At 40.0% G+C, this 17277-nt stretch carries 18 protein-coding genes; 15 read left to right on the top strand and 3 right to left on the bottom strand.

Annotated elements, in window-relative coordinates; translation table 11 throughout:
• Positions 1-296 precede the first annotated feature (296 nt).
• Entirely contained in the window at positions 297-1580 is a 1284-nt protein-coding gene (locus tag MLE13_RS11460) for an NAD(P)/FAD-dependent oxidoreductase (RefSeq protein ID WP_240749824.1), read from the bottom strand.
• A 128-nt stretch (positions 1581-1708) separates the two neighbouring features.
• On the opposite strand from MLE13_RS11460, the gene MLE13_RS11465 reads away from it, so the two are divergent.
• Complete coding sequence (locus tag MLE13_RS11465; protein ID WP_240749825.1) at positions 1709-3313, top strand: putative polysaccharide biosynthesis protein; 1605 nt, start codon at positions 1709-1711, stop codon at positions 3311-3313.
• 10 nt (positions 3314-3323) lie between these two features.
• Positions 3324-4037 carry a pseudouridine synthase gene (locus MLE13_RS11470; protein ID WP_240749826.1) on the top strand — a complete coding sequence of 238 codons (714 nt, stop codon included), beginning with the start codon at positions 3324-3326 and terminating at the stop codon, positions 4035-4037.
• 158 nt (positions 4038-4195) lie between these two features.
• Here the strand turns inward: MLE13_RS11470 and MLE13_RS11475 are convergent, their stop codons facing one another.
• Positions 4196-4417: a DeoR family transcriptional regulator gene (locus MLE13_RS11475; protein ID WP_008429018.1), complete on the bottom strand. Its 222-nt coding sequence runs from the start codon at positions 4415-4417 to the stop codon at positions 4196-4198.
• 295 nt (positions 4418-4712) lie between these two features.
• Here MLE13_RS11475 and pepV point away from each other — a divergent pair, with 295 nt between their 5' ends.
• From pepV to MLE13_RS11505, 6 genes are all read left to right on the top strand, one after another.
• Positions 4713-6086 carry a dipeptidase PepV gene (pepV, locus tag MLE13_RS11480; RefSeq protein ID WP_240749827.1) on the top strand — a complete coding sequence of 458 codons (1374 nt, stop codon included), beginning with the start codon at positions 4713-4715 and terminating at the stop codon, positions 6084-6086.
• A 17-nt stretch (positions 6087-6103) separates the two neighbouring features.
• Entirely contained in the window at positions 6104-6952 is an 849-nt protein-coding gene (dat, locus tag MLE13_RS11485) for a D-amino-acid transaminase (RefSeq protein ID WP_240749828.1), read from the top strand.
• Between the two features lie 84 nt (positions 6953-7036).
• The gene (gene thpR, locus MLE13_RS11490; RefSeq protein ID WP_240749829.1) at positions 7037-7600 is read left to right on the top strand and encodes an RNA 2',3'-cyclic phosphodiesterase; all 564 of its coding nucleotides are present in this window, start codon (positions 7037-7039) and stop codon (positions 7598-7600) included.
• Positions 7597-8505, top strand: coding sequence for a diacylglycerol/lipid kinase family protein (locus MLE13_RS11495; RefSeq protein WP_240749830.1), 909 nt, complete (start codon positions 7597-7599; stop codon positions 8503-8505). The genes thpR and MLE13_RS11495 overlap by 4 nt, the downstream gene beginning before the upstream one ends.
• 24 nt (positions 8506-8529) lie before the next feature.
• Positions 8530-9171, top strand: coding sequence for a tRNA (guanosine(46)-N7)-methyltransferase TrmB (gene trmB / locus MLE13_RS11500; RefSeq protein WP_240749831.1), 642 nt, complete (start codon positions 8530-8532; stop codon positions 9169-9171).
• A 31-nt stretch (positions 9172-9202) separates the two neighbouring features.
• Complete coding sequence (locus tag MLE13_RS11505) at positions 9203-10057, top strand: YtnP family quorum-quenching lactonase (RefSeq protein ID WP_240749832.1); 855 nt, start codon at positions 9203-9205, stop codon at positions 10055-10057.
• A gap of 25 nt (positions 10058-10082) precedes the next feature.
• Here the strand turns inward: MLE13_RS11505 and MLE13_RS11510 are convergent, their stop codons facing one another.
• Positions 10083-10397 carry a PepSY domain-containing protein gene (locus MLE13_RS11510; RefSeq protein ID WP_240749833.1) on the bottom strand — a complete coding sequence of 105 codons (315 nt, stop codon included), beginning with the start codon at positions 10395-10397 and terminating at the stop codon, positions 10083-10085.
• 165 nt (positions 10398-10562) lie between these two features.
• Here MLE13_RS11510 and MLE13_RS11515 point away from each other — a divergent pair, with 165 nt between their 5' ends.
• The 7 genes from MLE13_RS11515 to MLE13_RS11545 all read left to right on the top strand — a co-directional run bounded on the left by MLE13_RS11515 (position 10563) and on the right by MLE13_RS11545 (position 17154).
• On the top strand, positions 10563-11636 hold the full coding sequence (locus MLE13_RS11515) for a M42 family metallopeptidase (RefSeq protein ID WP_240749834.1): 1074 nt from the start codon (positions 10563-10565) through the stop codon (positions 11634-11636).
• Positions 11637-11678: 42 nt separating this feature from the next.
• On the top strand, positions 11679-12197 hold the full coding sequence (locus tag MLE13_RS11520) for a DUF84 family protein (protein WP_240749835.1): 519 nt from the start codon (positions 11679-11681) through the stop codon (positions 12195-12197).
• A gap of 53 nt (positions 12198-12250) precedes the next feature.
• A complete protein-coding gene (locus MLE13_RS11525; protein WP_240749836.1) occupies positions 12251-12772 on the top strand; it encodes a hypothetical protein in 522 nt (173 codons plus the stop codon).
• 12 nt (positions 12773-12784) lie between these two features.
• Positions 12785-13102, top strand: coding sequence for a thioredoxin family protein (locus tag MLE13_RS11530; RefSeq protein ID WP_240749837.1), 318 nt, complete (start codon positions 12785-12787; stop codon positions 13100-13102).
• A gap of 63 nt (positions 13103-13165) precedes the next feature.
• Positions 13166-13981: a DUF1444 family protein gene (locus tag MLE13_RS11535; RefSeq protein ID WP_240749838.1), complete on the top strand. Its 816-nt coding sequence runs from the start codon at positions 13166-13168 to the stop codon at positions 13979-13981.
• Entirely contained in the window at positions 13978-14589 is a 612-nt protein-coding gene (gene ytpR, locus MLE13_RS11540; RefSeq protein ID WP_240749839.1) for a YtpR family tRNA-binding protein, read from the top strand. Before MLE13_RS11535 ends, ytpR begins: the two co-directional genes overlap by 4 nt.
• A 6-nt stretch (positions 14590-14595) precedes the next feature.
• Positions 14596-17154 (top strand): DNA translocase FtsK, encoded by a 2559-nt coding sequence (locus MLE13_RS11545; protein ID WP_240749840.1) that lies wholly within the window; start codon positions 14596-14598, stop codon positions 17152-17154.
• The last annotated feature ends 123 nt before the right edge of the window (positions 17155-17277 follow it).

The following is a 17277-nucleotide window of genomic DNA, read 5'->3' on the forward strand; positions in this document are numbered from 1 at the left end:
AGAATAATAAAAAGAGGCAGACTGGAAATTTTCCAGTCTGCCTCTTTTGTGTTTGTAAGATAGATTAATATCTCATTTGAATCGCTTCGGCCGCTTTGGGCATGGCTTTCACAAGAAGCCAGGCAAAGAACGCCAGTCTTCTTGCTTCGCCTAGCCCGTAGACGCGCCGGTGCTGAGGTATTTGATTTAAAATTAAAGATTTTCTATATAGAAACAAACTGTGAATCAAACCAGTAGAGATTGCCACAAGCCAGCAGAAAAGAAAGCTGGTTTGCGGAATAACTATACAAAAGCTATTAAGCTCTGCTCTCTACTCGGTGTTCTTTCGCAAAACGAGCTGCGCTTTGTCCGGCAACGTTGCCTGTCACTAATGCAGAAGTAATATTGTAGCCGCCCGTGTACCCGTGAATGTCTAAAATTTCACCACAGAAATACAATCCAGGTTTCTTTTTAGAAGCCATCGTTTTGGGTTCGATTTCTTTGATCGACACACCGCCTCCAGTAACAAACGCTTTTTCGATAGGTTGTGTGCCGGTAACGAACATTGTAAAGGCTGTCAGCTGCTTTGCGAATTCTCGTACTTTGTCGCTAGGCAATTCTGCGCCTGTCAATTGAGGATCGATTTCTGCACGTCCTAGCAAGAATAGCAGCCAGCGTTCTTGAGCAAGGCTTTTCCAAACATTTTTAACCGATTTTTTTGGTTCGTCTTTCATCATTTTCATGAGCAATTGAAAAGCGGATTCGGCATTTTCATTTGGTAGTGAATTGATGCGCATTTCGACCGGTTGGCCGCCGTTTTTCTTCATTTCTTTTACGACGTATTGGCTACAGCGTAAAACTGCAGGGCCGCTCAAACCAAAATGAGTAAACAGCATATCCATTTGATGCGTGACAAGCACTTTGCCTTTTTTGTTTAATACGGTTACAGCTGCGTCACGTAGCGCTAAACCTTGAAGTTCACGGCTAACGATAAACGGTTCTTTCGACAACAGTGGTACTTCCGTTGGATAAAGCTCGGTCACCAAATGACCTGCTTTTTCAGCCCATGGGTAGCCATCTCCTGTAGAGCCGGTTTGTGGTACTGCTTTGCCACCAACGGCAACGACAATCGCTTTCGCTGTATACTCTTCTCCTGTATGAAGGCGAACTCCGGTCACTTTTTCATCAGTCATTAATAATTTTTTAACGGGTGAATCGAGCATAATCGTAACATTTAACCGGTCCATTTCTTTGAACATGGCATCCGCCACATCTTGTGCACGGTTAGATACGGGGAACATGCGCCCATGATCTTCTTCTTTTAACGCGACACCAAGGCCTTCAAAGAAGGAAATAATGTCTTCGTTATTGAATACAGAAAAAGGACTGTGAAGAAAACGGCCATTCCCTGGAATATGCCTAACAATTTCGTCTAGCGGCAATCGGTTGGTTACGTTGCAACGGCCACCGCCGGAAATGATTAATTTTTTTCCTAATTTCTTTCCTTTTTCAATCAGTAACACTTTTTGGTTATTTGAAGCTGCGGCAATTGATGCCATTAAGCCGGAGGGACCCCCGCCGATGATTATAACGTCATACATATATTAAGAACTCGCTTTCGTTTTCTTTTTAGTATACACGATGCAGCGAAACACGTTGAGTAATTTCATCTATAGGTGTAAACTATCGTGTAGATTGCTTTTATTATGAACAAGTCAGGAAGTGTAAAATGTCGTCATTAGTTAAAGGTACAGCCATCTTAACATTAGGTCTATTTTTGTCAAAAATATTGGGAGTTATTTATATCATTCCGTTTTATAGCATGGTAGGAGAAGACAATATCGGGCTTTATCAATATGCATATATCCCGTATAACTTGATGCTGGCGCTGGCTATTTCAGGCGCTCCAATCGCTTTCTCGAAATTTACCGCTAAATACAATTCCCTCGGTGATTATGAAACGGGTAGGCGATTATTAAAGTCAGGCCTTCTGACGATGATGATTACCGGTTTTGTTTCGTTTCTCTTGCTTTATATCTTCGCAGAGCCACTTGCGCGTATTACCATCTCTGAAGATGAACGGATTTATTCGGTTGGGGATGTTACCGAAGCGATTCGTTGGGTCAGTTTTGCATTAATCGTCGTACCATTTATGAGTCTATGGAGAGGGTTTTTCCAAGGCTATAACTACATGATGCCGACTGCTGTTTCCCAATTGGTCGAGCAAATTGTTCGCATTATTTTCCTTTTAGGCGGCGCATTTGCAGTTCTTTATATTTTTGATGGTACGCCAAAAACAGCGATTCAGTTTGCGGTATTGTCTGCGGCAATCGGAGCTCTCGGCGGAATTGTAACATTGGGTTATTTCTGGAAAAAGAAAAAGCCCGAATACAATCAGCTGCTAGCGAACTCTGTTGAATCGTATGACGTGAAATTACGTGATATGTACAAAGAGATTGTGATTTATGCCGTACCAGTCATTTTCCTCGGTATTGCCAATCCATTGTTCCAGTTTGTCGATTTAATGACGTTTAACCGAGCGATGAGTTCTGGTGGGAATTTCTCAGAAATCGACCTTTTAGGTATTTTAAACTTAACTGCTCATAAACTTGTCATGATCCCCGTCATGCTTGCTACTGGTTTCTCAATGGCATTGATCCCATTGATCACCAAGCATTTTACACGTAGAGAGTATTTACAAGTATCAAAAACATTAGATCAATCAATTCAGTTATTATTGTTCTTAACATTACCTGCAGTTATTGGGATGACGATGCTTTCTGATGAGTTATACCATGTCTTTTACGAAGTAAGTGATGTTGGATCTGAAATTTTAGCGCATTATTTACCCGTGGCAATTTTGTTTTCTGCTTTTCCAGTCACAGCTTCTATTTTACAAGGTATCAACAAACAAAAATGGATCATCATCAACTTGTCGACAGGTCTATTATTAAAAGCTCTGTTAAATACACCGTTGATCGAACGTTTTGAAACAGACGGTGCTATAGCAGCAACGATTATTGGTTATATAGCAGCTATTGGGATGAACATGATTGTAATCGTTAAAACAATGAATTACCATTCGCAAATGGTCACAAGACGCGTGATGTTAATTGTTATTTTGAACTTGATTATGGCAGGTGCGGTTTACGTGTCGATGTCAGGAATCGATTTGTTTATCAGCATGGACAATAAATTCTTATCCATGATTCGTATCATTTTAATCGGTGGTGTTGGCGCAGTTGTTTATGGTTATCTCGGCTTAAAAACAGGCTTAGCACAAAAGTTGATGGGCTCAAAAATAACAAAAATCTCACGGAAATTAGGCTTTTAGGAGTGACACAATGCGTTTAGATAAATACCTTTCGAATATGGGCTATGGCTCTAGAAAAGAAGTTAAAGTTCTGTTGAAGTCAAAAGCAGTTGAAGTAAACGGTGAAATCGTTCGCGACCCAAAAGTGCATGTCAAAGAGCATACCGATCACATTTCGGTCGGTGGAGAAGCTGTTATTTATACAGAATTTATTTATTTGCTCATGAATAAACCTCAAGGTGTGATTTCGGCAACGGAAGATAAGTACGATAAAACAGTCATCGATTTGCTGGCTGAAGATGAGCAGCATTTCGAGCCGTTTCCTGTAGGGCGACTAGACAAGGACACGGAAGGGTTTTTACTATTAACAAATGACGGCAAGTTAGCACATGAATTGCTATCGCCTAAAAAGCATGTGGATAAAACATATTTTGCACATGTTGAAGGGGTAGTGACGGAAGAAGATGCAGAAGCATTTAAAAATGGTGTTACGCTTGATGATGGTTATGAGACAAAGCCTGCAAGTTTAAACATCTTGGAAAGTGCTGCTCTGTCTAAAATTGAATTGACGATTACAGAGGGGAAATTTCATCAAGTTAAACGGATGTTCGAAAGTGTCGGCAAAAGCGTTATCTACTTGAAACGTTTGTCGATGGGACCGTTAAGTCTTGATCCAGAATTAGAACTTGGTGAATATCGTCATTTAACAGAAGAAGAACTTACTAGCTTAAAAGATAGAAAATGACCGCATAGTTGCGGTCATTTTCTATTGGCTACAAATCGCTCCGTTCGTTATCCTTGCGGTAAGCTTCGGAAAACCATGATTAAAGAGATATTTCTCGACTATCTAAACAAAGAAAATGACCGCATAACTGCGGTCATTTTCTTTGTTTAGGAAATCTGTTAGGACGTCATTTTCACTTTACGGTGCGTCGTTGTCCATTTGCCTCGAGTTGGGCTGGTTACCAAGTCGTTAAAGGCTAACACATTCAAATCTCTTTGAATGGTGCGAGGAGTGATGCCGAATTCGTCGACAAGATCTTGCGTCGTTACAGTCCCATTCTCGAGAATGTACTTATACATATCTTTAATTCGAATGAGCATTCGATCGGTTGTGGGTTTCATAATAGAACCACTCCTTCATCTTTTTTCCCATTGGCAAAGACTAGCGGACGATGTGCTGAGGTTATACAGCAAGTATAATTGATGCCAAAGACAGCCCCTTTTCCTAAAAGATATGTCAATCTAACTAATCTGACAATTTGATTATACCGGATAAACATCTCGAATTCTAGGATTTTAGCTGAATTTACAAAAAATTTACGATGGAAAGACAGAATTTTTTATGTGAATTAACGACAAAATCTTTAATTTCCTGAAAAAAGGTGTACAATAGCCATAACAAAAGGGAGTGTGAAACATGGATTGGCAGTTAGAAGCTACAAAACGCAAAGAAAAAATACTGAGCGAATTGCAAGAGTTACTAGCGATTCCCAGTGTACTAAGTAATGAAACCACGCCAATAGCTCCTTTTGGGAAAGAAGTTAAACAGGCATTGGATTGGTTTTTGGAAAAAGGAAGAACAGAAGGATATACGGTGAAAAATGTTGGAGATGTCGCAGGACATCTGGAAATTGGGCAAGGCGAGGAATTGCTTGGGATTTTAGGACATGTCGACGTTGTGCCGGTTGGTGAGGGTTGGACAACAGCTCCGTTTGGTGGAGAAATTCATAATGGGCGACTTTACGGTCGTGGCGCCATTGACGATAAAGGGCCAACAATTGCTGCATGGGCTGCATTAAACATACTAAAGGATGCGGGTGTGGAGTTTACAAAGCGCGTGCGTTTAATTATCGGTACAGATGAAGAAAGCGATTTCCGCTGTATGGAACGTTATTTTCAAACAGAAGAAATGCCAGCTGTAGCCTTTACTCCAGACGCCGATTTTCCGATCATCAATGCAGAAAAAGGAATCGCATCTTTAGTTTTCTCAACGTTTTCAATGCACGAAGATGCGATTTTAGAATCATTTATTGCCGGACATCGTACCAATATGGTACCTGACAAAGCAACGGCTATTTTAAATGGCCAATTAGCGGAATGGCAAGAAGATTTTAAGGTGTTTTGCAAAAAACATGACGTTACAGGTAAAGTCGAACAGCATAACGGTTCAACAGAATTAACGTTAAATGGGAAATCTGCTCACGCCATGGAGCCAGAAGATGGTATAAATGCCGGGGTGCTACTAGCTGTATTTTTGAAAGATCGTTTAGAAGGCGATGGCCAAAAGTTTGTTGAATTTGTGGCGGACACGTTTTATAAAGATTCTCGTGGACGTAAGCTTGGGTTGGATTTTACGGATGAACAATCTGGAGATACAACGTTTAACGCCGGAATTATTCGGTTTGAAAAAAAGAAAACCGCTATGATTACAGTAAGTATGCGATACTCGATTAGCTATCCATTTAAAGAAAAAATCGATGCCTATCAGTTGAAGGATTTCGTACTGGACATTGCGTCCAATTCTCCTCCTCATTATGTGGACGAAAACGATCCGTTCATTAAAACGCTACAAAGCGCATATGAAAAGCAAACGGGTGAAAAAGCAAATCTAATCGCCATTGGCGGAGGCACTTATGCGCGCGTACTAGACAAAGGTGTAGCTTTTGGGATGCTGTTTCCTGGCGAACCCGATGTTGCTCACCAGGCGGATGAATTTGTCGACATCGACAATTTAATAAAAGCGACTGCCATTTACGCAGAAGCAATTTATCAATTAGCTTGTAAAAAATGAGGAAAGAAGGAATGGATATGGATTTGATATTGCACAATGGAGAATTTATTCGTGAAGAAGATTTAGTAATTTCGAGAGAAGATCGTGGTTATCAGTTTGGTGACGGAATTTATGAGGTAATTCGTGTATACGATGGCAATTTGTTTACGACTCAAGAACATATCGACCGTTTTTACAACAGTGCTGACAAAATCAAAATTGTCATCCCTTTTACAAAAGATGTTTTCCATAAAATGATCTACGATTTTGTTGAAGTGAACAATATTGAGACTGGCCAAGTATACGTGCAAGTTACACGAGGTGCTGCAGAGCGCCAACATCAATTCCCGACACAAGCTACGCCAGTGATTATCGGCAATACAAAATCAGTTGAACGTCCTGTTGCAAGCTTGAACTCAGGCGTTACGGCTAAATTTATCGAAGATATCCGGTGGTTGCGTTGCGACATTAAAAGCTTGAATTTACTTGGCAACGTATTAGCGAAACAAGAAGCATATGAAGAAGGGTTTTTCGAAGCGATCTTGCACAGAGGTGAAACTGTGACAGAAGGTTGTTCGTCGAATATGTACGGTATTAAAAATGGCACTCTTTATACTCATCCTGCAAACAACCTTATTTTAAATGGAATTACAAGACGAGTGATTCTTGAGTTGTGTGAAGAATTGGGAATACCAGTAGTAGAAACTCCATTTACAAAAACGGAAGCACTTGAAATGGATGAATTCATCATGTCCTCAACGACTACAGAAGTGATGCCAGTTGTTGCGATTGGTGATCAAAAAATCGGTCAAGGTGTTCCTGGAGAATTGACGCGTAAATTACAAACTGCATTTGAAGCACGCATTCAAGTTGGCGTTAAATCATAAATTTAAAATAAAAGTGATTGGCTCCGGCCAATCACTATTTTTTTGCGCTTATTTGCATGGTAAACTAGAATAAGGTGATGCTAAATGAAACCACATTATTTTATTGGGATAGAAATACCAAAAGACATAGCCGAAACCTTGGCCGCAGAAAGAGAAAGTTGGCAATTGAAAAGTCACAAAAGGCTAACGCCAGCGCAAGATATGCACATTACTTTATTGTTTATCGGCGAAGACGTGTATGGTGAAATCAACGAGGTTGAGAAATTGCTGGGAACCATTAAGCAACAAGCTTTTACTTTAAATATTGATGACATCAAAACTTTTGGGAATCCAACGACACCTCGTATTATTTATGCTTCTTTTGAAACGAGTCGGGAATTGGCCGAGTTGCAACAGCAAGTACATAAATCCATGGAATCTTTACAAATCAAACCGGATCCAAAGAATTTTGTGCCACATATCACGTTGGCAAGCAGATGGGCAGGGGGAGAACCAACTGAACGTCAATTTGCAATCGCTAATATGCGATTCGGTGTAACGGAGTTTTCATTGTTCCGAATTGCACCGAAAGAAACACCACGTTATCAAAAAATCGCAAATTATACTTTAGAAAATGCATCTACTACATCCAAAGGCGAGTGTTTATGAAAACTGTATTTATTATCAATCCTACAGCTGGCAATGGTAGGGCGTTAAAGCAATGGCGGGGCTTTGAAAAGACTATCCAATTTCCGTTTGAACACATGTTAACGGAATTTCCAGGTCATGCTACGGCAATTGCTGCCGCCTACAAAAACGATGGACAACAAGTTTTGTTAATCGGCTTTGGCGGTGACGGGACATTGCGTGAAATCGTAGTAGGAGCAGCTGGCGCGAAAGAGTTAATTATTGGATCTGTAGCAGCTGGCTCTGGCAATGATTTTGCGAGAGCTTATGGAACGTTCAAAGACGCACATGCAATTGAACAATTTCGAGAAACACCTCGTTTTAAAAGCCAAGACCTAGGTGAATTTGCTAACGGACAAAATTATCAATTTGTCAGCAGTTCAGGAATTGGTTTTGATGCGGAAATCACGATTGCTGTGAATCAGTCGTCTCTCAAGAAAAAACTGAATCAGTTTGGCCTTGGAAAAATAGCTTATTATCTTTATGTGATTAAGACCTTAGCGAAGTTTGAAACATTCACATTAACAGTTCAGAGTGGTGATGAAACCGTTGTTTATCAAGATGTTTGGTTAGCGACTGTTAGCAACCAACCTTATTTCGGTGGGGGCATGAAAATCTCTCCAGCCTCATACACAGATGACGGATTGCTTGAATTGACAGTGGTTCATCAAATATCCCGTTTGAAACTCTTGCTCGTTTTTGGTACGGTATTCAGCGGAGCACATACACGTTTCAAAGAGGTCAGCCAAATGAGCAACTCGGAGTTTCGGCTCTCATCTGACAAATCGGTTTTTCGCCATGTGGATGGTGACGATGCCGGTAAGAGCCCTCAAAACGAAATGGTCGTCTATGCAGTTAGTCCACATAATTGGTTATCAATAAATTAATGGAAAATAGAAAGAGGATGAAATATGAGATCACGTTTTAAACCATGGGCATCAGATTTAATCGATTCACATCCAGAAATTGTTATTCCGAACCCAGAAGAGAAAAAAGGAAAATGGCAAGAAGTCTTTGGTAACAAAAACCCATTGCATATTGAAGCGGGAACAGGTAAAGGCCGCTTTATTACAGGAATGGCTAAAGCGAATCCAGACATCAATTATATTGGCATCGAGCTGTTCGACAGCGTCATTGTTACGGCTCTTGAGACAGTGCTTGAAGAAGAAAATGGGATTCCAAACTTGCGTCTTTTAAAAGTTAATGCAAAAAAAATCGCCGAGTATTTCGAAAAAGGGGAAGTTGACAGATTGTACTTAAACTTCTCCGATCCATGGCCGAAAACGCGCCACGCTAAGCGCCGTTTAACGCATGAATCGTTCTTGAAGTTGTATCAGGCTGTTTTACCAGAAAAAGGTGAAATTCATTTTAAAACCGATAACCGGAAACTTTTTGAATATTCCCTTACGAGTATTTCTGAATATGGTATGTTATTAACGGATGTCTCATTAGATCTTCACGATAACGAACCTGAATGGAACATCATGACGGAATACGAAGAAAAGTTCTCAAAAAAAGGACAGCCGATTTACCGTTTAGAAGCACAGTTTTAAGCTAGTTGATTTTGACAAGGGGGAAAAGGGAATGCAGAAATTTCAATTTCACGAAATGAACTTAACCTGGCTTGATGGGGGAACCACATTTTTAGACGGCGGGACAATGTTTGGGGTAGTACCAAAAGTCATTTGGTCGAAACGTTACCCGGTCAATGAAAAAAACCAAATCGAATTGCCAACACACCCAATACTTGTTCAATTTAAAGAACATAATATATTGATCGATAGCGGTCTTGGTGATGGCAAATTGACAGAGCGTCAGTTGCGCAACTTAGGGGTTTCAGAACAATCCCGTGTAGAAGAAAACTTGTCCGAGCTTGGGTTAAAACCTGAAGACATCGATACAGTCTTAATGACTCATTTACACGGAGATCATGCGGCAGGACTTACAAAATGGCAAGGAGAAGAGTTAGTTTCGACTTTTCCAAACGCCAAAATTTATGTGTCAGCTGTAGAGTGGGATGAAATGCAAAATCCAAATATCCGGTCACGCAATACATACTGGAAAGAAAATTGGGAACCAATTGTCGATCAAGTTGAAACATTTGAAGACGAGAAAACCTTATTCGGGGCAATCACCATGATTCATACCGGAGGTCATTCAAATGGCCACAGTGTCATTAAAATGACAAGTGGCGATGAAACGATTTTGCATATGGGTGACATCATGCCAACTCATGCCCATCAAAATCCATTATGGGTACTAGCATTTGATGATTATCCAATGGATTCAATTTACGCTAAAGAAAAGTTGATGAAAGAAGCTTTAGAAAGCGGTTATTATTTCAGCTTTTACCATGATGCGTATTATCGTATCTTAAAATGGAGTGCAGACGGCAAAGAAATTATGGAGTCATTAGTTCGCAAAGAAAAAAAAATATAAAAAAAAGAGCCCCTGGGCTCTTTTTTTATACTTGTTTTACTTCGATCACTGCGCCTGTATAAGCATCAGCTAAAAATTCAAATTGTTGAAGTTCGTCTTCTTTATGACGTGTAATTCCGCCTTTGTAAACTTCTGTTGTTAACGCGTGTTGCTTATAAGGTTCAGTTTTCATGAAAATCCACGAACCATCAATCGGTCCCTCTTCTTTAAATGCAGATTTAACTTCTTTTAAGACGTCATCTGCTGGATATAGTTTTTCAGAACGACTGTATAGTTCTTTTACCAAATACGTTGCGGCGATTCCTGTAGCAAATCCAATAAGTAAATCACGATTTCTCACTAAAATCCCTCCTCTATATACTGGATAAATTGTACCATAAATATTTTGAAGGACGAAATGATAGCATGAAAGTCAGTATACTTTAAAAAAGAGAGTGCAAAACTGGAAATTATCTGAATAAAGCTCTAAACTTAATAAAGGTAATTATTTAGGGGGAACTTTAAAATGAATTCTGAAACACGTGAAATGTTTAAAACTTTGACAGAACTACCGGGAGCTCCGGGGAATGAACATGCGGTGCGCAAGTTTATGCGTCAGGAACTAGAGAAGTATTCAGATCGCTTGATCCAAGATAATTTGGGGAGCGTTTTTGGAGTTAAGGAAGGTCAAGAAGATGGACCTCGTATTATGGTAGCGGGACATATGGATGAAGTCGGCTTTATGGTTACGCAAATTACAGATAATGGTATGTTGCGCTTTCAGCCTTTAGGCGGCTGGTGGAACCAAGTGATGTTGGCTACTCGAGTAGATGTTATTACGAATGAAAAAACAATTCCAGGTGTTATTGGATCAATTCCTCCGCATTTATTAAGTGAAGAATTGCGCAGTAAACCAATGGAAATAAAAAATATGCTCATTGATATTGGTGCAGATAGTAAAGACGATGCATTAGCACTTGGTATTCGCCCAGGTCAGCAAATTGTACCTTTTAGTCCGTTTACACCGATGGCTAACGACAAAAAAATGATGGCAAAAGCTTGGGATAATCGTTATGGATGTGGGTTAGCGATTGAACTTTTAAAAGAGTTAAAAGATGAAAAATTACCAAACCAATTATTTTCTGGTGCAACAGTCATGGAAGAAGTTGGATTACGCGGTGCACAAACAGCGGCTACGATGATCCAGCCAGATTTATTCTTCGCATTAGATGCAAGTCCAGCTAACGATGCAACAGGTGATAAAAACGAATTCGGACAGCTTGGCAACGGAACTTTATTGCGTATATTAGATAAGAGCATGGTTACTCACCGAGGCATGCGTGAGTTTATACTCGATACAGCCGAAACACATCATATCCCTTATCAATATTTCGTTTCGCAAGGCGGAACAGATGCAGGTCGTGTACATACAGCCAATGAAGGGATACCTAGTTCCGTAATTGGAATTTGTTCTCGCTATATTCATACGTCAGCATCCATCATTCATACAGATGATTACGCTGCAGCGAAAGAATTACTAACAAAGTTAGTTAAAGCAACAGACCGCACAACTCTTGAAACCATTAAACAAAATGTGTAAAAAAGTGCCTATGGGCTCTTTTTTTTGAAAGGAATAACAATCATGAAAAAAATTCGTGCAGCAATAGCATCTAAAAATCCAGCGAAAATCAATGCCGTATCTAACGTGCTCAAAAATATGGAATGGGCAATCGACTTATCGGCTATAGATGCTGATTCAGAAGTATCCGCACAACCATTTTCTCAACAAGAAACACGTCAAGGTGCTGTAAATCGCGCAAAAAATGCTTTAGGAGATTATGATTTTGCGATTGGTTTAGAAGGCGGCGTTTATGAATTGGAAGGCACGTTGTTCTTATGCAACTGGGGCGCATTAGCTACTCAGGATGGACAAGTGTTTACCGCTGCCGGCGCTCAAATTCCACTGCCAGAAGAAATTGCAGAAGGTCTTCGAAAAGGAACAGAACTCGGGCCGATTATGGACGAATACGCCAATGAAAGTGGAATTCGCCAACATAAAGGCGCCATTGGCATATTAACGAATGGATTAGTGAACCGAGGAGAAATGTTCGGGCATATCGTTAAATTATTAATTGGTCAATATCAACGACACAGCGATTAAGTTGCATGTCCTTGTAAACACCTTTAAAATAAATAGCAGTAATGTCAGGGGGAATGAGCGTGCCTCGAGCTAGATGGATGGTGATGCTACTTTTGTTAGTCGGGCTAATGGCTGGCTGTAGTGCTACATCAGAAAACCTGGTTATTCAAGGAATATCGAACGCGCGTGATGCGTTTGAAGCAGAGCCAAAAACAGATAACGAAGAAATAGGGCAAACCGCTCTCTATTTGCCCAATGGCTATATTATTGAAGAACCGCAAGACGACTTTAATGGCTTAATCACCAAAGATGGCAATTCGTTTTCTTTGTCTATTAACCCAAACGAAAAAGCGATAAGTACATTGTTTTATGATTTGCAAAAAGTTAATCCAAAGCAACAATGGTTGGTAGATGAGAAGTTTCGTCAAAATGGCCGTTTTGGCTTTGTGACCGTAACAGAAATTGCAGAAGATAAATTGGAGCTCGTAGTTGGAGCCGGTGGCGTTAAAATAACAACCATTTCAACAGAAAATGACCTTCCTATAAACATGGACTGGATGATGAAAACGGTTCGTTCAATAGAACTTGATGAATAGGAGATTAATCTTATGAGAAAATTACAATCGACTGAGGAATTTCACACATTAACAAAAGAGCCCGCTACAATTTTCATGTTCACAGCAGGCTGGTGCCCAGATTGCCGCGTCATTGATCCAATTTTGCCTGAGATTGAAGAAAGATTCTCAGACTATACGTTTGTATCGGTAGATCGTGATCAATTTATTGATCTTTGTATCGAGTTGGATATTTTTGGTATTCCGAGTTTTCTAGCTTATGCTAATGGTCAAGAAACGGGTCGTTATGTCAGTAAAGACCGTAAAACACAGGCAGAAATCGAAGCGTTTATTTCGAACTTGTCACAATAACAATAAAAACGGTTCGCCTAAATAGGCTGAACCGTTTATTTATGAAAGTGAGGCAAAACAACAATGAAATCTACAGAACTTTTTAATATACTAAGAGAGCGTATGCCAAGCCGTCAATTAGAGTGGCGCTTTGACCGCGAGAAAGATGTAGCAAATATTCAACATAAAGAACTGGGCAAAGGAATGAGTATTTCCTTGCCACAAGTTATCAATCGTTTTGAAGCCAAAGGTGATTCAGCGATTCAAGAAATCGTCTACACGATCACAGAAACTTTTGAAGCAATGGAAAGAGAAGCAAGAGGTGAAATGAAATCGACCGAGCATATTTTTCCAGTTATTCGTTCAACTTCATTCCCAATGGAATCAAATGAAGGCCATAAGTTTATTACGGCTGAACATACAGCGGAAACCCGCATTTATTTTGCATTGGACGCTGGCACAACCTATCGCTTAATTGATGAAAATGTGGTAAATTCATTAAGTCTGACAGAAGAGCAGATTAAAGAAATTGCGAAGTTTCAAGTGAAAAAATTGAAAACTGCTGTAAAAGAAGACCATGTTGCTGGTAATGTTTTTTATTTTCTAAATGAAAATGACGGATATGACGCTTCACGAGTTTTAAACGAATCGTTTTTAAAAGAAATGAAAACAAAAATTACGGGTGACATGACTGTATCTGTTCCGCATCAAGATGTATTGATTATTGGAGATATCCGAAATGAAACGGGATACGACGTGCTCGCACAAATGGCTATGCATTTCTTTACGAATGGCAAAGTGCCGATCACTTCCTTATCGTTCATTTATGAAAATGACGAACTAGAGCCGATTTTCATTATGGCAAAAAATAGACCTAACGAGGAGAACGATAAAAAATGAATGTATTTTATAACAAAGAAGGAATTGGCGATGTGTTGCTCGTTCAACTTCAAACAGAAACTCCAGAAAAAATTTATCCCGAACAATTTGGGGACATAACGTTGATCAAAGACGCAGAAGGAACAATTGCTGGTTTTAATGTATTTAACGCTTCTAGTTATACGGACTTCGCTGAAGGTCAACAAATAAAAGTGTCCGAACAGCTTGTTACCTCTCTACAAAATGCATTAGCTAAAAATGGTGTTGATTATACGCTCGAAGTCGATTTTTCACCGAAATTTGTTGTTGGGTTTGTCGATGCAAAAGAAAAACACCCAAATGCTGATAAATTGAATGTTTGCCAAGTTGTTGTTGGGGAAGAAGAAAAATTGCAGATTGTATGCGGTGCTCCAAATGTTGAGCAAGGTCAGAAAGTTGTTGTAGCTAAAGTGGGTGCTGTTATGCCTTCTGGAATGGTTATTCGCGATGCGGAACTTCGGGGAGTGGCATCGTCTGGAATGATTTGTTCAGCAAAAGAGTTGGCTTTGCCAAATGCGCCTGAGGAAAAAGGCATTCTTGTCTTGTCTGAAGATGCAGAAACTGGCTCAGCTTTTGAAGTAAAGGCGTAAAGCATTATGAGCTGGATTAAAAACGTATGGAACCGCATGTTCACAGATACAGATGGTGTCGAAGAAATCGACGAAGAAATCATCTATGAAGAGGCCCCGACCGAGAAGAAAGAAAAAGCACCATTTCGTTTTCCACTTATTCCAGATGAAGAAAAAGAAGATTTTTTCCATGATATAAAACGTCCAGAGCCGCGTACAAAAATGCCGATTTTCGATGAACAAGAAAGAGACGTTCATCGAAAAGAAGTTGAAAAACCGCTTATGGGACCAAAAGAGGCACCTACTCGCTCTGTGGCAAAAACAAAGCGCAAAACGCCAGAATTGCCTAACCAAAATGCCCGTCGTTTTGAACCAAGTCGTTCAGTATCACCGGTTCACGGCTATAATGTGTCACGACCTGAGCCTATTCAAAAAAAGGTAGAAGAACAGCGTGAAAGTAAATTAGATCGTGAAATGTATGATGAAGCCATTCAAGAAAAAGCCAGAGCTGGATTCCATAAACCAAGAACACAAGTTGAGCCTGAAATTCGTTCTTCTTATGAAAAAGAATCGATTCAGAGTCCAAAGACAGAAGTTAAACATGAGTCGCCAGCAACGAGCGTTGTGTCGAATACAGTGTCATTTGTTTTAGAAGCGCGAGAGCGGGAAGAAAAAGCCTTGTTATTAAAAGAAGAAGCTCTAGAAGAAGCGAACGAGCTAAAAGAGTCGTCTCCAGAAATTGAACTGGTTTCAGTAGATGAAGAAGTAGAAGTCGTTGCCGAGTTAGAATTCGAAGAGCAGCCAGAAGTAGAAATTGAATTGGGTGTTACTGAACAACAGCCAGAATTGTACAACGAGTTGGATTTGGAAGTGCAAGCCGAATCAGAGACACTAGCAGAACCAACAACAGAAGAAATAGAAGAACCACAAGTTTCAGAAGTAGAAGTAAACATGAAACCAGAAGTTGCACCGAAACGTGAAAAAACAGTGCCGTTTAATGTGTTAATGCTTAAATCGGACAAAGAGTCTTTGAAAAATAAGGCTATATCGCTTTCAGTAACGACGCCAAGTTATGAAAAACCTGTAGCTCAGGTGCCAGAAGCGGAAAAAAAAACGGCAAATTTAGTTGAACAAGTTGAACCCGATTCGGATTTACTAGATTCGGCTGAACCAAAAGCTTATCAATTGCCATTACGAGAATACTTACTGGTTCCTGAAAACGATCGAAAAGACGAAGAATGGATGGAAGAACAAGGAGAGCGATTAGTTGAAGCTTTATCCCACTTCCAAGTTAAAGCGGAAATCGTGAGTACAGTCCAAGGACCCGCTGTGACTCAGTTTGAACTAAAAGTGGCACAAGGTATAAAGGTCAGTAAAATTCGTAATTTAGCAGATGACTTAAAACTAGCATTGGCTGCGCGGGACATAAGGATACAAGCGCCGATTCCGGGCAAGAGCTCAATCGGTATTGAAATTCCAAACCGAACAAGTCGTGCCGTACGCATTTCTGAAATTATCGGCAGTGCTGTTTTTGAAGAGTCGGATTCACCACTTGAGGCTGCTCTTGGCTTAGATTTAACAGGAAAACCTGTTACATTAGATTTGCGTAAAATGCCGCATGGCTTGATCGCAGGAGCGACTGGATCGGGTAAATCAGTTTGCATCAATTCACTCTTAGTGAGCTTATTGTATAAGTCGTCTCCAAGAGATTTGAAATTATTGTTAATTGATCCAAAAATGGTTGAGTTGGCACCGTATAATCATATTCCGCATTTAGTGAGCCCAGTTATCACAGATGTTAAAGCCGCAACTGCATCGTTAAAATGGGCAGTTGAAGAAATGGAACGTCGCTATCAATTATTTGCCCATAGCGAAGTGCGCGATATTAGTCGATACAATAAGCGGGTTAAAGAAAAAGGGCATCATGCTCAGCATCTTCCGTATATTTTAATTGTGATTGATGAGTTAGCCGATTTGATGATGATGTCGCCTTCAGATGTTGAAGACTCGATTTGTCGAATTGCACAAAAAGCTCGTGCCTGCGGAATTCACTTAGTAATCGCGACGCAACGTCCGTCAGTTGATGTCATTACGGGATTGATCAAATCTAATATCCCAACGCGTATTGCGTTCTCTGTGTCATCTCAAGTAGATAGCCGAACAATCCTTGACTCCCAAGGAGCCGAGCGATTACTTGGAAGAGGGGACATGTTGTATCTTGGTAACGGTATGTCAGCACCTAGTCGTTTGCAAGGAACATTTGTTACCGATGATGAAATTGAGAAAGTTATCGAGCATGTGAGATCTCAAGGAAAGCCAGAGTACTTTTTTAAAGAAGAGGAATTGATCAAGCGTAGTGAGTCTCCTGCTGAACAGGATGATTTGTTTGAAGATGCTTGTCGCTTTATTATGACTCAAGGAAGTGCTTCGACTTCTCTCTTGCAACGAAAATTCCACATCGGCTATAACCGTGCCGCTCGTTTAATGGATTTGATCGAACAGCATGGCTTTATCTCTGAGCAAAATGGCAGTAAAGCTCGTACTGTTTTAATCACAGAAAATGAAATCGAAAGAGTGTTCAGTTAATCGTAAGTAGTCTGCTAGTTTACTGCAGGCGACTTCGGTTTTATGCTGTTGTACTAAATCAACTAGGATTTAACTGTTGTTAAAATGTATAGAATATTGAAGCATTTAAAAAAAGACAAATTT

Origin of the sequence: Planococcus halocryophilus (genome assembly GCF_022489025.1) — a bacterium.
GTDB classification, from domain to species: domain Bacteria; phylum Bacillota; class Bacilli; order Bacillales_A; family Planococcaceae; genus Planococcus; species Planococcus halocryophilus_A.

Excerpts from the sequence above, each read along its gene's own strand:
- MLE13_RS11460 (WP_240749824.1), bottom strand. The coding sequence starts at position 1,580 with ATGTATGACGTTATAATCATCGGCGGGGGTCCCTCCGGCTTAATGGCA.
- MLE13_RS11465 (WP_240749825.1), top strand. The coding sequence starts at position 1,709 with ATGTCGTCATTAGTTAAAGGTACAGCCATCTTAACATTAGGTCTATTT.
- MLE13_RS11470 (WP_240749826.1), top strand. The coding sequence starts at position 3,324 with ATGCGTTTAGATAAATACCTTTCGAATATGGGCTATGGCTCTAGAAAA.
- MLE13_RS11475 (WP_008429018.1), bottom strand. The coding sequence starts at position 4,417 with ATGAAACCCACAACCGATCGAATGCTCATTCGAATTAAAGATATGTAT.
- pepV (WP_240749827.1), top strand. The coding sequence starts at position 4,713 with ATGGATTGGCAGTTAGAAGCTACAAAACGCAAAGAAAAAATACTGAGC.
- dat (WP_240749828.1), top strand. The coding sequence starts at position 6,104 with ATGGATTTGATATTGCACAATGGAGAATTTATTCGTGAAGAAGATTTA.
- thpR (WP_240749829.1), top strand. The coding sequence starts at position 7,037 with ATGAAACCACATTATTTTATTGGGATAGAAATACCAAAAGACATAGCC.
- MLE13_RS11495 (WP_240749830.1), top strand. The coding sequence starts at position 7,597 with ATGAAAACTGTATTTATTATCAATCCTACAGCTGGCAATGGTAGGGCG.
- trmB (WP_240749831.1), top strand. The coding sequence starts at position 8,530 with ATGAGATCACGTTTTAAACCATGGGCATCAGATTTAATCGATTCACAT.
- MLE13_RS11505 (WP_240749832.1), top strand. The coding sequence starts at position 9,203 with ATGCAGAAATTTCAATTTCACGAAATGAACTTAACCTGGCTTGATGGG.
- MLE13_RS11515 (WP_240749834.1), top strand. The coding sequence starts at position 10,563 with ATGAATTCTGAAACACGTGAAATGTTTAAAACTTTGACAGAACTACCG.
- MLE13_RS11520 (WP_240749835.1), top strand. The coding sequence starts at position 11,679 with ATGAAAAAAATTCGTGCAGCAATAGCATCTAAAAATCCAGCGAAAATC.
- MLE13_RS11525 (WP_240749836.1), top strand. The coding sequence starts at position 12,251 with ATGAGCGTGCCTCGAGCTAGATGGATGGTGATGCTACTTTTGTTAGTC.
- MLE13_RS11530 (WP_240749837.1), top strand. The coding sequence starts at position 12,785 with ATGAGAAAATTACAATCGACTGAGGAATTTCACACATTAACAAAAGAG.
- MLE13_RS11535 (WP_240749838.1), top strand. The coding sequence starts at position 13,166 with ATGAAATCTACAGAACTTTTTAATATACTAAGAGAGCGTATGCCAAGC.
- ytpR (WP_240749839.1), top strand. The coding sequence starts at position 13,978 with ATGAATGTATTTTATAACAAAGAAGGAATTGGCGATGTGTTGCTCGTT.
- MLE13_RS11545 (WP_240749840.1), top strand. The coding sequence starts at position 14,596 with ATGAGCTGGATTAAAAACGTATGGAACCGCATGTTCACAGATACAGAT.